Raw genomic sequence first — 14516 nt, 5'->3', positions numbered from 1 at the left:
GCAGAAAAAAACCGCTGCGAAATGCAGCGGTTTTCCTATCATCAGCCAGTCAGACATCAGGCTGTGAAAGATTAGCCCAGATTGACGCGCGCATTACGGAACATACGCATCCAAGGGCTGTTTTCGTTCCAGTCATCAGGATGCCAGGAGTTAGCCACAGTACGGAACACACGCTCCGGGTGAGGCATCATGATAGTCACCCGGCCATCCTGGGTTGTCAGGCCGGTAATGCCGTTAGGGGAACCATTCGGGTTGGCCGGATAGTTCTGCGTGACATTGCCGTAGTTATCAAGGAAACGCAGCGCAACCGTTCCTGACTGCTCTATCGCAGACAGATGCTCAGCATTACGCACTTCCACGCGACCTTCACCGTGCGACACTGCAATTGGCATACGCGAACCGGCCATGCCGTTCAGGAACAGTGAATCGCTCTGCTGCACTTCTACCAGGCTGAAACGGGCTTCAAAACGCTCCGACTCATTGCGCACGAAACGCGGCCACAGCTCAGCTCCCGGGATCAGGTCGCGCAGATTAGACATCATCTGACAACCGTTACACACGCCCAATGCGAAGGTGCTGTCACGGTGGAAGAAACGCTCAAACTGATCACGGGCCATGTTATTAAACAGCACAGACTTGGCCCAGCCTTCACCGGCACCCAGTACGTCACCGTACGAGAAACCGCCACAGGCCACCAGACCATTAAAGCCATCCAGTTCCACACGCCCGGACAGAATGTCACTCATGTGAACATCGCGGGCATCGAAACCAGCACGATCGAAGGCTGCTGCCATCTCAACGTGGGAGTTCACACCCTGCTCACGCAGAATGGCCATCTTAGGACGGGCACCGGTAGCGATAAATGGCGCGGCCACATCTTCGTTGATATCAAAGCTCAGCGAAGCACTCAGACCCGGATCCTGGCTGTCTTTCTTAGCCTCAAATTCCTGCACAGCGCCAGCAGGATTATCACGCATCGCCTGCATCTGATAGGTGGTTTCCGCCCAGATAGCGCGCAGCTCAGTGCGGTTTTGATCCAGCACCAGATCGTTCCCGTTCCAGATACGGACTGCGTCTTCGTCAACCACAGTCCCTATCACATGGCTGCACGATGCCAGACCGTACTTCGCCAGCTCGTTTTCAACCAGTGCCAGATCATCAGTCCGCACTTGCAGGACTGCCCCCAGCTCTTCGTTGAACAGCATAGCCAGTACATCGTCACAACTGTCGCCGTCTGTGGTGTTGATATCCACTTCAACACCGGTATGACCGGCAAAAGCCATTTCAGCCAGCGTCACATACAGGCCGCCGTCGCCACGGTCATGGTACGCCAGCAGTTTTTCGTCCCGCACCAGCTTTTGTACTGCGTGGAAGAAACCTTTCAGCAGTTCAGGGCTGTCAACGTCCGCAGGCTTATCACCCAGTTGTTTGTAGACCTGCGCCAGTGCTGTCGCACCCAGACGGTTCTTACCGCAGCCGAGATCGATCAGGATCAGGCTGGAGTCGCCTTGGTCGGTACGCAGCTGTGGGGTTACGGTTTTACGCACATCTTCCACGCGACCAAAGGCCGTGATCACCAGAGACAGCGGAGAAGTAACTTCTTTCTCTTCGCCGTTCTCCTGCCACTTGGTCTTCATCGACATGGAGTCTTTACCCACCGGAATGGTCAGGCCCAGCGCCGGACACAGCTCCTCGCCCACCGCTTTAACGGCTTCGTACAGACCGGCATCTTCACCCGGGTGACCGGCTGGTGACATCCAGTTGGCCGACAGTTTAATCCGCTTCAGATCGCCGATATCGGCACTGGCAATGTTAGTGAGCGCTTCACCGACAGCCAGGCGGGAAGAAGCGGCAAAGTCCAGCAGAGCCACAGGGGTACGCTCACCCATAGACATGGCTTCGCCATGGTAGGTGTCATAACTGGCTGCGGTGACCGCACAGTTGGCAACCGGCACCTGCCAGGGACCGACCATCTGATCGCGGGCAACCAGACCGGTCACCGTGCGATCGCCAATGGTGATCAGGAAGGTTTTCTCGGCAACGGCTGGCAGACGCAATACGCGATGGCTCGCTTCTGCCAGTTCGATCCCGTCACGGTTAATCGCACTGCCCTGCACCTTCTGTGTGGTCACATCACGGTGCATTTTAGGTGGCTTGCCCAGCAGAATGTCCAGCGGCATATCGATTGGCGTGTTATCAAAATGACTGTCATCCAGAGTCAGATGACGCTCTTCCGTTGCTTCGCCCACCACAGCGTACGGTGCACGCTCACGCTGACAGATAGCATCAAAGACAGCCATATGCTCAGGGGCAACCGCCAGAACGTAACGCTCCTGGGATTCATTACACCAGATTTCCAGCGGGCTCATGCCTGGTTCGTCGTTAGGAACATCACGCAGCTGGAACTTACCGCCGCGCTCGCCATCGTTCACCAGCTCAGGCAGGGCATTGGAAATACCGCCCGCGCCGACATCGTGGATAAAGGCAATCGGGTTGTCATCACCCAGCTGCCAGCACCGGTCGATCACTTCCTGACAACGGCGTTCCATTTCCGGGTTTTCACGCTGTACCGAGGCAAAATCCAGGTTTTCCGCCGACTGGCCGGAAGCCATAGAAGAAGCCGCGCCGCCGCCCAGACCGATATTCATTGCCGGGCCACCCAGCACGATCAGCTTGGCACCAACCGGAATTTCTTTCTTCTGAACATGATCTTCACGGATGTTACCCATACCACCAGCAATCATAATCGGCTTGTGGTAACCGCGAATTTCTTCGCCATTGTGGGAAGTGACTTTTTCTTCATAAGTCCGGAAGTAACCCAGCAGGTTAGGACGGCCGAACTCGTTATTGAATGCCGCGCCACCGAGCGGGCCTTCCAGCATGATATCCAGCGCAGTCACGATACGACCAGGCTTACCAAAATCCGTTTCCCACGGCTGCTCAAAACCCGGCACACGCAGGTTAGAGACAGTAAAGCCCACCAGACCGGCTTTGGGTTTACCGCCGATCCCTGTTGCGCCTTCATCACGAATTTCACCGCCAGAACCGGTCGATGCACCCGGCCAGGGTGAAATCGCCGTCGGGTGGTTGTGGGTTTCTACTTTCATCAGGATGTGCGCCGCTTCCTGATGGTAGTTGTACTGGCGGTTTTCCGCATCCGGGAAGAAACGCCCTACCTCAGAGCCGGTCATCACAGCGGCGTTATCTTTATAGGCCGACAGCACATACTCGCTGTTCTGCTCATAGGTATTTTTGATCATCTTGAACAGTGACTTTTCCTGATCGACACCGTCGATAGTCCAGTCAGCGTTAAAGATTTTATGACGGCAGTGCTCAGAGTTTGCCTGGGCAAACATCATCAGCTCAATGTCGTTCGGGTTGCGACCCAGCTTGGTAAAGTTCTCAACCAGATAATCAATTTCGTCCTCGGCCAGTGCCAGGCCCAGTGCGATATTGGCGTCTTCCAGCGCGCGGCGACCGCCGGCCAGGATATCCACGCTCTGCAGCGGTGCCGGTTCGGCATGACGGAACAGGGCTTCAGCCTGAGCAACATCGTCAAAGACGACTTCCATCATACGATCATGCAGCAGCCCTTTAAGCACAGACAGCTGGTCTTGGCTCAGCGCTGAGTCAGTTTCGACATAATATGCCGTACCGCGCTCAAGGCGTTTGATTTGCTCCAGACCGCAGTTATGGGCGATATCTGTTGCTTTGGAAGACCAGGGAGAAATGGTGCCGGGACGCGGAGTGACCAGGAACAAGCTACCCGTAGGTTCATGTTCGGCAATCGTAGGGCCATAGGTGAGCAGGCTGGTCAGCGTACCCAGCGCTTCGCTGTTAAGCGGCGATGCCAGCTCAGCAAAGTGCATGTATTCGGCGTAGATGCCGGTGACAGGCAGACCGGACTCTTGGCAACGCGCTAGCAGCTTGTTGACACGAAACTCAGACAGTGCGGGTGAACCACGCAAAATTTCCATGTGCGTACGACTCTCGATTAGCAGTTGAATGAAGGTGATATTGGCCTGCTCCCCAGCCGGGAATCACGTCAATGTCACCTTGTTCAGCGCCCTTTTTTCTCACTTGTCCGGGAGGAAAAATTACGATGGGCGATAGTATAAGGGAAAACACAGTGTGACGTAACACCTGACGCAACCGTTTGCGCTATTTTTTTTCAATCCGGCTGATATCCACAGCGATCTTTGACTACCAGCCCAAAATCGGACATTTTTTCACCTAAATCCAGACCGCCGGATAAGATCAAAGGGGGTCGGCTTTGTCCTGAATGCGACCTTTGGTATAAAGAACGACTGAATAAATAAATGAGCATGCATTATTGAGACGAGTAGTTTTTTCCACTAATCTCCGCGCCTTTGTCGCCATACTACTGACAGCATTCACATTATCTGGCTGTCAGTGGGAAAGCGACACCCGCACTGAGCTGGAACGGATACGCGACAGTGGCGTTTTGCGCATTGGCACGCTGAATAACCAGATTTCCTACTATATAGGTCCGGACGGCCCTACCGGGCTGGATTATGACCTTGCGCAGCGCTTCGCAGACAAACTGGGGGTAAAGCTGGAAATGCAGCCTTTGTTCTCCTTATCCGGCCTGTTTCCGGCATTGAAACGGGGTGATGTCGATCTGCTTGCTGCCGGCCTGACCATGACGCCGGAGCGTGTACGCATGTTCCGGGCTGCGCCGGCCTATTACTATGCCAGCCAGATCCTGGTGTACAAGAAGGGTCAATGGCGGCCGCGTGATCTTGCCGATCTGTCTCAGAACAAGGGGTCTCTGACCATAGTCCGCGACTCCAGTCATGAGAAAACGCTGGATGTTATCAAGAAAGACCACCCGACCCTGGTGTGGCAGACCATTGATGAAATTGACAGCGAGGAGCTGCTGCGTCAGGTCGCCGCCGGTGAGCTGGACTATACCGTCGCAGACTCGGTTGATGTCGCCCTCAGCCAACGTATCCACCCCGATATTGCTGTGGCCCTTGAGCTGACAGATGACGAGCCCATCGGCTGGTTCATGGAACAGAGCAATGACGATAGCCTTTATGCGCTGCTGATTGAGTTTTTCGGTGAACTGAAACAAAGCGGTGAACTCGCCAAGCTGGAAGAAAAGTATTTCGGCCATGTTGATCAGTTCGATTATGTCGATACGCGCGCCTTTTTAAGGGCGCTGGAAAGCAAGCTCCCTCGCTGGGAAGGCACATTTAAGAAATACGCCAGCGAATTTGACTGGCGATTGCTGGCAGCCCTGTCTTATCAGGAATCGCACTGGAACCCCAGAGCCGTTTCGCCCACAGGGGTGCGCGGCATGATGATGCTGACACTGCCGACGGCCAAATCCGTCGGGGTCCAGAACCGGTTGGATCCGGAGCAGAGTATCCGCGGCGGTACGGATTACCTGAGAAAGATGGTCGCCCGAGTACCCGACAGCATTGAAGAGCATGAAAAGGTGTGGTTTGCCCTGGCCTCTTATAATGTCGGCTTCGGCCATATGATGGATGCCCGCCGCCTGACCAAAAAGCAAGGCGGCAACCCGGATGCCTGGAGTGATGTCAAACAGCGGCTGCCGCTGCTACGGCAACGTAAATACTACCGGCAAACCCGCTATGGATATGCCCGTGGCGATGAAGCGCTGCTGTATGTGGAAAACATCCGTCGCTACTATCAGAGCATCATAGGCTACGAACAGGCGCACAGTCAGCCGGTGAACAGCGAGGGGATCCGTCTGGTTGATGACTGGCAGACAATTACCCCGGCCGAGCAGGAAGGCAACGCAAATAATACAGTTAGCGACACCGCCGAACAGACGCTGGATGAGGTGCTGGATAAAACCAAAGCTAACAAAAGCGTGAGCCGCTGATCCTTTCAGCGGCTGATCGTTTCGGGGAAAGGCGCGTCACTGCCGTAACAGGGAGTGACAGAACGAAGTAAACGGGTGGCAGGCATTGTCACCCGTTTTTTATTGGTCTTTTTTGTGGCTGTCCTGAGTTGCAGGGGCCTGATCGGCCTGCTGCCTCAGGGCTTTTTTCTCGGCACGGCGGCGTTTAAAAAAGGCCTGCAGCTGCTGGCGACACTCAGCATCCAGCACCCCGCCCTGAAACGCCACATGGTGATTCACCCCTGAATAACTGAGCAGGTTCATCACACTGCCCGCGGCCCCGGTTTTCGGATCCGACGCGCCGAAAACGACCCGGCCGATGCGGCTGTGCACCATGGCCGCTGCGCACATAGGGCAAGGTTCCAGCGTGACATACAGCACCACATCCAGCAGGCGGTAATTGCTGCATACTTTTCCGGCCTGACGCAACGCCATGATTTCTGCGTGTGCCGTGGCATCATGCTGACCGATGGAACGGTTCCAGCCTTCACCGATCACCCGGCCATTGAGTACAGCAACTGCGCCGACAGGAACTTCACCTTCGGCTTCAGCCAGGCTTGCCAGTTCAATGGCACGCCGCATAAAAAATTCATCCTGACTGTTGATGTCACTCACCACGGGGTCTCTGATCTCACAAGGTTTGGGCGGAGGATTATAAGCCAAGCGCCGCCTCCTCTCCAGTGCCTAAGCGTCATGATGACAGCGACCCGCCCCGCAGTGGGCACAATGGCTAAATCTCTCCTACTTTATATGAATAGTTACCGCTGCTGAGAGACCACCATCATGGACACTATTAAATCCCGGGCCGCCATTGCCTGGGGACCGAATCAGCCCCTGACCATAGAAGACGTCGATGTCCAGCTCCCCAAAGCCGGTGAGGTACTGGTGCGTATCGTCGCCTCAGGCGTCTGCCATACCGATGCATTTACCCTGTCGGGAGAGGATCCGGAAGGGATCTTCCCCGCCATTCTCGGCCACGAAGGGGGCGGCATTGTTGAGAAAATCGGTGCCGGGGTCACCACAGTACAAGTGGGCGACCATGTTATTCCTCTCTACACCCCGGAATGCGGAGAATGTAAATTCTGTCTGTCGGGCAAAACCAATCTGTGTCAGAAAATTCGCGACACCCAGGGCAGAGGGCTGATGCCGGACGGCACCACACGTTTCTCCCTCAATGGCGAGCCGATTTATCACTACATGGGCTGCTCAACCTTCTCTGAATACACTGTGCTGCCTGAAATTTCAGTGGCGAAAGTGAATCCGGCCGCCCCGCTGGAAGAAATCTGCCTGCTCGGCTGCGGGGTCACAACCGGAATGGGGGCCGTGCTCAATACAGCAAAAGTGCATAAAGGCAATACAGTCGCCATTTTCGGCTTAGGCGGCATTGGCCTGTCCGCCATTATAGGTGCCACCATGGCCGGGGCATCCCGCATTATTGGTATTGATATCAATGAGCATAAGTTCGCTCTGGCTAAAAAACTGGGCGCCACCGACTGTGTGAATCCCAAGGATCACGACAAGCCGATCCAAGAAGTCATCATTGACATGACAGATGGCGGCGTCGATTTTTCTTTTGAGTGTATCGGCAATGTCAACGTCATGCGCTCAGCACTGGAGTGCTGCCACAAGGGCTGGGGAGAGTCGGTTATCATAGGCGTTGCCGGTGCGGGTCAGGAAATCTCCACCCGGCCATTTCAGCTGGTCACCGGACGGGTCTGGCGCGGCACCGCCTTTGGCGGCGTTAAAGGCCGTACCCAATTGCCCGATATCGTGGAGCGTTACCTTCAGGGTGAATTTCAGCTGCACGATTTCATCACACATACCATGCCGCTGGATGATATCAACCAGGCCTTTGAACTGATGCATCAGGGTAAGAGTATACGTTCTGTGATTCACTACTGAACCGGGACCATGGCATGAAGCTGGACAATGTCAGTGACAAAAAATGTTTTATCGCACAACGCCCGGCAGGTACCGGGCGCTGTAGTATCTGACTGGCACTTGTGCCTGATCAGAAACCCAGGGGCAGACCGAAGGCAAAGAAGATCACCAGCACAACTGTCCACATCAGCAGGAAAGCCGCCGAGTAAGGCACCATCATGCTAATCACATCCCCGAATTTCAGTTCAGGTTTATATTTGCGCATAAAGGCCAGCACAACACCGGCATAGGTCATCATAGGGGTAATAATATTGGTTGAAGAATCGGCAACACGGTAAGCGGCGGTCACCAAATCAGGGGTCATATTCGGGTTCACCTGATACAGCATGGGCACAAAGATCGGCCCCAACAGCATCCATTTCGACGTCATGCCGCCCACAAACAGGTTGATGAAAGCCGTGGTCAGGATAAAACCGATAATCAGCGCAACCGGGAATGACTGCAGTCCCAGCGAGCCTAAGAAGGTCGCGCCCAGATAGGTCACGTAAGTGCCAAGGCCGGAGTAACTGAGCATAGCCAAAAAGTTATAGCAGAAGAAAGTCAGCACCAGAATATAGCCCATGGTATTCATTTGCTTGACCATGGCTTTGACCACATCCTGCAGCGATGTGAACTTGCGGGTAGTCACCCCATAACAAAGGCCCACCACAACAAACACAAACGAAATCAGCAGAATGACATTGTCCAGGTATGGCGTAACTTGCTGGCCAGCAGCATTGGTATAGGGAGCCAGCGGGCCTGTCGCCAGCAGATAAATACCCAGCAGAGCCGCAAGCAGCCCTAATCCCGCCATCCGCAACCCTTTTTGCTCTTGCGTCGTCAGCTTGAAATCATCCAGTTTGAGATCATCCGGCAGTTCATAGCTCATGGCAGACAAGCGCGGGGCCACAAAACGTTTGGTCACCCAGGCGCCAACCAGGGTCAGCATAATGGTCGAGACAACGATAAAGTAATAATGCATGGTGGCAGGGTTAAGTGGCTCACCGCTGGCCGTGGTAAATGGCACACCCTGCGATTCGGCAAAAATGCGTGCGTTGACCCCTAGAATGACATCAGAAGGTGTTGCGGGGATCAGGTTCGCACTAAAACCCGCCGACACACCGGCAAATGCCGCGGCCATACCAATCAAAGGGTTCTTGCCCAACCCGGCATACAAAAGGCCAGCCAGCGGGATCAGCACCAAATAACCGGCATCGCTGGCAACAGATGACATGATGCCCAGAAAAACGACCATATAAGGCAGCCAGCGATCACTGATGTGCAGGCCGACTTTCTTGATCAGCGCGGCCAGTAATCCGGAATGTTCTGCAATGCCCACCGCCAGCATCACAATCAGAATCACGCCCAGCACACCGCGCCCAAACGCCAGCCAGTTCTGCAGCAATGCATTATCGAACAGCCAACGGACATGCTCAGTATCCAGCATATTCTTAATACTGTGTGTGACTGCACCGCCGTCAAACTGCATACCGCCAATCAGGCTGGTCAGCACCAGCACAACGGCGAACAAGAACATGAAAATCACCACAGGATCGGGGATTTTCTGCCCGGCGCGTTCAATGAACGCGATAATGCCCCGCGATTTTTGGCCAGGACTCAAGGCTTCACTCATAGTCGTACTTCCTTATTAAATCGAATGAGTATAAAAATCGCTAAAGACTACCCCATCAATGCAAGTCAGTAAAACCATTAATGATTAATATAGAAGCATAAAGATAAGACAAAAAATCAAATAATTAGAATAAATAACCAAACGGTGATTTATTTAAAGTTTGTTAAACCGCAATAAGTCTTAAGGTATTCCTGATGACAGGAAAAAGAAAAAGGCGCCTTGCAGGCGCCTTTCTTCAATAATTATGACTGTATTTGAATAAGGAAATTATTCCCACTCAATCGTCGCTGGTGGTTTACCTGAGATGTCATAAACCACGCGGGAGATACCGTCCACTTCGTTGATGATGCGGTTGGATACCTTACCCAGGAAATCGTATGGCAGGTGTGCCCAGTGGGCTGTCATGAAGTCGATGGTTTCTACCGCGCGCAGCGATACCACCCAGTCGTACTTACGGCCATCGCCCATGACACCGACAGAACGTACCGGCAGGAAGACAGTAAAGGCCTGAGAAACCTTGTTGTACAGGTCGGCTTTATGCAGTTCTTCAATGAAGATGGCATCCGCACGGCGCAGCAGGTCACAGTATTCTTTCTTCACTTCGCCCAGCACACGCACACCCAGACCTGGTCCAGGGAACGGGTGACGGTACAGCATGTTGTACGGCAGACCCAGTTCCAGACCAATCTTACGCACTTCGTCTTTGAACAGCTCTTTGAGCGGCTCAACCAGACCCATAGCCATATCTTCCGGCAAACCACCTACGTTGTGGTGCGACTTGATGACATGTGCTTTGCCGGTTTTCGACGCCGCAGATTCGATCACATCAGGGTAGATAGTGCCCTGAGCCAGCCACTTGGCGTTTTGCAGTTTCTTCGATTCTTCATCGAACACATCAACGAACACGTGACCGATGATCTTACGCTTGGCTTCCGGATCCGCTTCACCGGCCAGAGCCGACAGGAAACGCTGTTCTGCTTTGACATGCACAATGTTCAGACCAAAATGATCGCCGAACATTTCCATCACCTGCTCACCTTCGTTCAGACGCAGCAGACCGTTATCAACAAACACACAGGTCAGCTTGTCGCCGATAGCACGGTGGATCAACATAGCCACAACCGATGAATCAACACCGCCGGACAGGCCCAGAATCACTTCATCGTCACCTACCTGATCTTTGATGCGAGCAATGGCATCCTCAATGATGGTAGATGGCGTCCACAGCTTCTCACAGCCACAGATGTTGAGAACAAAGTTTTCTAGCAGACGCAGCCCCTGACGGGTATGAGTCACTTCCGGATGGAACTGCACACCGTAGAAGTGTTTCTCTTCGTTCGCCATCGCAGCGTACGGGCAGGTCTCAGTGGCGGCGACTTTCACGAAATCAGCAGGGATTTCGACTACTTTGTCACCGTGGCTCATCCAGACGTCCAGCAGGGCGTTACCGTCTTCTGCCACAGCGTCTTCAATATTTTTCAGCAGCGCCGTTGGCTCAATCACTTCAACCTGCGCATAACCAAACTCACGCACGTGGGAACCGGCCACTTTTCCGCCCAGTTGCTCAGCCATGGTCTGCATGCCGTAACACACACCCAGAACAGGCACACCAGCTTCAAAAACATACTGAGGGGCGCGAGGTGAATTCTCTGCCGCGACACTCTCCGGACCACCAGACAGGATAATACCGTTAGGATTGAAATCGCGGATATCCGCCTCTTCCACATCCCAGCTCCACAGTTCGCAGTACACACCGATTTCACGGATACGACGCGCGATCAGCTGTGTGTATTGGGAACCGAAGTCCAGGATAAGAATACGTTGATCATGAATATTTGTGGTCATTCGGGCAGTCTCAAATATCAATTGCAATCAAAAGGGGCGGCTCACCACCCCAGGAAAAATCGTCGGATTAACGCAGACCGGCTGCCTCAGCAACCGGTCCAGTGCGTGCGTTATGAGCCCATACGGTAGTTAGGCGCTTCTTTGGTGATAGTCACATCGTGAACGTGCGACTCTTGCATACCCGCACCGGAGATACGGACAAATTCCGCTTTGGTGCGCAGGTCTTCAATCGTTGGTGAGCCGGTCAGGCCCATGCTTGAGCGCAGGCCACCCATTTGCTGGTGTACGATTTCTTTCAGGTGGCCTTTATAAGCGACACGCCCTTCAATACCTTCAGGTACCAGTTTGTCAGCCGCATTGTCCGTCTGGAAGTAACGGTCAGAAGACCCTTTAGACATCGCACCCAGAGAGCCCATACCACGGTATGACTTGTAGGCACGACCCTGATACAACTCGACTTCACCCGGCGCTTCATCGGTACCGGCAAACATAGAGCCGACCATAACGCAGGATGCGCCCGCCGCAATGGCTTTACACATGTCACCGGAGAAACGGATACCGCCGTCGGCAATCACAGGGATATCATATTCATTAGCGACAGCCGCTGCATCAGCAATCGCCGTAATTTGAGGTACACCCACGCCGGTCACGATACGGGTTGTACAGATTGAACCCGGGCCAATACCCACTTTCACTGCACTGACACCGGCTTCGATCAAGGCACGCGCACCTTCTGCCGTCGCCACGTTACCGCCGACAATCGGCAGCTCAGGGAAAGCCGCACGGGTTTCGCGGATACGCTGCAGTACGCCTTCAGAGTGACCGTGAGACGAGTCAATCAGCAGCACATCGACACCAGCTTCTACCAGCGCTTTCACGCGCTCTTCGTTACCGGCACCTGCGCCAACGGCAGCACCCACACGCAGACGACCCTGCTCATCTTTGCAGGCATTCGGCTTACGCTCGGCTTTCTGGAAGTCTTTGGCAGTGATCATGCCTTTAAGCTGGAACTGGTCATTCACCACCAGTACTTTCTCGACGCGATGCGCTTGCATCACGGCTTCTACTTCTTCACGGGAAGCACCTTCCGTCACAGAAGCGAGACGCTCTTTCGAGGTCATCACGCTTTCTACTTTCTGTGTCAGGTCGGTCACGAAACGGATATCACGGCCGGTAATGATACCCACCAGCGCGTGGTTGTCATCTACAACAGGGAAACCGGCAAAGCCGTTTTCTTCCGTCAGACGTTTCACATCAGAAATGGTTTGGTAAGGCTTCACCGTCACCGGCTCTTGCACGACACCGGCTTCAAATTTCTTCACCATGCGCACTTCACGTGCCTGTTGCTCAATTGACATATTCTTGTGAATAAAGCCAATTCCCCCTTCCTGGGCCAACGCAATTGCCAGTCGGCCTTCCGTTACTGTATCCATAGAGGCAGATACCATAGGGATATTCAGAGTAATGGTCTTGGTCAGACGGGTGCGCAGATCGGCAGTGTTAGGAAGAACAGTCGAATGTGCCGGAACTAGCAGGACATCATCAAAGGTCAAAGCTTCTTGTTTGATACGTAACATCGCAATATCTCACACCATGTAAGGTTTTAAAGAAGGGATAAAATATTGCGAACAAATTATACGTACGAAGCAAACGTTTGGCTAGAAAAAATTAAATCTTTTTTATTGACACTTTTCCGTTGATACGTAATATATTCCGGTTTAAGTGACCAAGCTGCGGGCCGTAGTTCAGGGCCTCTCTGCGCCTGTACGCTTTTCAGCCTTCCTTGCGGCTACATTCATTTGATACTGCTATCAAAATCGTGCACCATCCTCTTCAGAACTAATGTCCTGCAACCACAGGTTTCCTTGTCGTGAGTCTTTACAGTACTGCCTCATCCCAGAATTCACGTATCTATACAGTGTCCAGTCTGAATGCTCAGGTTCGCCTTTTGCTTGAGAATGAAATGGGGGTTGTCTGGCTGGTCGGTGAATTGTCTAACTTTTCAGCGCCGGTGTCCGGTCACTGGTATTTCACCCTGAAAGACGCCCGGGCACAGGTTAAATGCGCCATGTTCCGGGGCAACAACCAGCGTGTCACCTTTCGCCCGGCGAACGGCAACCAGGTGTTAGTGAAAGCGCGGCTGTCGCTCTACGAGCCACGGGGCGATTATCAGCTGATTATCGACAGCATGCAGCCCGAAGGGGATGGCCGTCTGCAGCAGCAGTTCGAAAAACTGAAAATGCAGCTGGCAGCAGAAGGATTGTTTGCCCAGACACTGAAAAAAACACTGCCTGAGCAACCTAAACGGGTGGGCATTATCACCTCAAAAACCGGGGCTGCCCTGCACGATATTCTCCAGGTGCTCAAGCGCCGGGATCCCAGTTTACCTGTCGTTATCTACCCCACTATGGTGCAGGGTGAAGGCGCCGCTATCTCGATTGCGCAGGCCATAGGCCGAGCCAACACACGTCAGGAATGTGATGTGCTGATTGTGGGACGTGGCGGCGGCTCACTGGAAGATTTATGGGCCTTTAACGAGGAAATTGTGGCCCGCACCATCGCAGCCAGCCAGATCCCCATTATCAGTGCGGTCGGTCATGAAGTGGATGTGACGATCGCAGACTTTGTCGCCGACATGCGGGCACCCACACCTTCCGCCGCCGCCGAACTGGTCAGCCGCGATCTCAGCGCACAGATGCAGAAAATCCATCAGCACCAGCAACAACTGCGGCATGCAATGCGGCACTATCTGTCCGTCAGGCAAAGCCAGCTCGTTCGCTGGCAACACAGGCTGGATCGCCAGCATCCGCAAGTACAACTTAACCAGCAAAGCCAGCGCCTGGATGAGCTGAGAAGCCGTCTGGAACGGGCGATGCGCAAGCAGGTGTCAGACCGTCAGCAACACCTGCATCGCAGTGACTATAAACTGGCGCTGCATTCACCGGCCCATCAGCTGGAACGGTTAGGTACTCAGCTTGCTACCAACCAGCGTCGTCTACTCGATGCCATGGACCGCAGGCTCGTTAAAGCCAGCCACCAGCTGGCTCTGGCGACTGAAAAACTCGATGCCGTCAGCCCGCTGGCAACACTGGCCCGGGGTTATTCGATTACCCGCGACGAGAACGGCCAGGTGATCCGCAGTGCCAGCCAGGTTAACACCGGTGATACACTGCAAACCACGCTGGCCGATGGCAATATACGCTCTATAGTCAGCGACTAGCGTCA

8 protein-coding genes are annotated in these 14516 nt (G+C 53.9%); 3 read left to right on the top strand and 5 right to left on the bottom strand.

The genetic code is table 11. The features are described from left to right. Positions 1-71: 71 nt before the first annotated feature. Positions 72-3977, bottom strand: a complete 3906-nt coding sequence (gene purL, locus KCG43_RS00670; RefSeq protein ID WP_218382780.1) for a phosphoribosylformylglycinamidine synthase — start codon at positions 3975-3977, stop codon at positions 72-74. A 356-nt stretch (positions 3978-4333) separates the two neighbouring features. Here purL and mltF point away from each other — a divergent pair, with 356 nt between their 5' ends. Next, on the top strand, positions 4334-5875 hold the full coding sequence (gene mltF, locus KCG43_RS00665; RefSeq protein ID WP_255557811.1) for a membrane-bound lytic murein transglycosylase MltF: 1542 nt from the start codon (positions 4334-4336) through the stop codon (positions 5873-5875). A 99-nt stretch (positions 5876-5974) separates the two neighbouring features. Here the strand turns inward: mltF and tadA are convergent, their stop codons facing one another. Beyond that, a complete protein-coding gene (gene tadA, locus KCG43_RS00660; RefSeq protein ID WP_192017057.1) occupies positions 5975-6508 on the bottom strand; it encodes a tRNA adenosine(34) deaminase TadA in 534 nt (177 codons plus the stop codon). Positions 6509-6676: 168 nt separating this feature from the next. On the opposite strand from tadA, the gene KCG43_RS00655 reads away from it, so the two are divergent. Then, positions 6677-7795 carry an S-(hydroxymethyl)glutathione dehydrogenase/class III alcohol dehydrogenase gene (locus tag KCG43_RS00655; protein WP_255557810.1) on the top strand — a complete coding sequence of 373 codons (1119 nt, stop codon included), beginning with the start codon at positions 6677-6679 and terminating at the stop codon, positions 7793-7795. Positions 7796-7904: 109 nt separating this feature from the next. Here KCG43_RS00655 and KCG43_RS00650 read toward each other — a convergent pair whose 3' ends face one another. The 3 genes from KCG43_RS00650 to guaB all read right to left on the bottom strand — a co-directional run bounded on the left by KCG43_RS00650 (position 7905) and on the right by guaB (position 12868). Next, positions 7905-9446, bottom strand: coding sequence for an AbgT family transporter (locus KCG43_RS00650; protein ID WP_218382778.1), 1542 nt, complete (start codon positions 9444-9446; stop codon positions 7905-7907). A 267-nt stretch (positions 9447-9713) separates the two neighbouring features. Beyond that, positions 9714-11291 (bottom strand): glutamine-hydrolyzing GMP synthase, encoded by a 1578-nt coding sequence (gene guaA / locus KCG43_RS00645; RefSeq protein WP_192017000.1) that lies wholly within the window; start codon positions 11289-11291, stop codon positions 9714-9716. A gap of 110 nt (positions 11292-11401) precedes the next feature. Beyond that, positions 11402-12868 (bottom strand): IMP dehydrogenase, encoded by a 1467-nt coding sequence (guaB, locus tag KCG43_RS00640; RefSeq protein ID WP_192016999.1) that lies wholly within the window; start codon positions 12866-12868, stop codon positions 11402-11404. 293 nt (positions 12869-13161) lie between these two features. Between guaB and xseA the strand changes: the two genes are divergently transcribed. After that, complete coding sequence (xseA, locus tag KCG43_RS00635) at positions 13162-14511, top strand: exodeoxyribonuclease VII large subunit (RefSeq protein ID WP_218382776.1); 1350 nt, start codon at positions 13162-13164, stop codon at positions 14509-14511. Positions 14512-14516: the final 5 nt, after the last annotated feature.

It is taken from the genome of Photobacterium sp. WH24 (genome assembly GCF_019204055.1).
Taxonomy (GTDB): Bacteria; Pseudomonadota; Gammaproteobacteria; order Enterobacterales; family Vibrionaceae; genus Photobacterium; species Photobacterium arenosum.
Note: the sequence above shows the minus strand (reverse complement) of the source record. Positions and strands in the feature narration are given on the sequence as shown.

Excerpts from the sequence above, each read along its gene's own strand:
- purL (WP_218382780.1), bottom strand. The coding sequence starts at position 3,977 with ATGGAAATTTTGCGTGGTTCACCCGCACTGTCTGAGTTTCGTGTCAAC.
- KCG43_RS00650 (WP_218382778.1), bottom strand. The coding sequence starts at position 9,446 with ATGAGTGAAGCCTTGAGTCCTGGCCAAAAATCGCGGGGCATTATCGCG.
- KCG43_RS00655 (WP_255557810.1), top strand. The coding sequence starts at position 6,677 with ATGGACACTATTAAATCCCGGGCCGCCATTGCCTGGGGACCGAATCAG.
- guaA (WP_192017000.1), bottom strand. The coding sequence starts at position 11,291 with ATGACCACAAATATTCATGATCAACGTATTCTTATCCTGGACTTCGGT.
- guaB (WP_192016999.1), bottom strand. The coding sequence starts at position 12,868 with ATGTTACGTATCAAACAAGAAGCTTTGACCTTTGATGATGTCCTGCTA.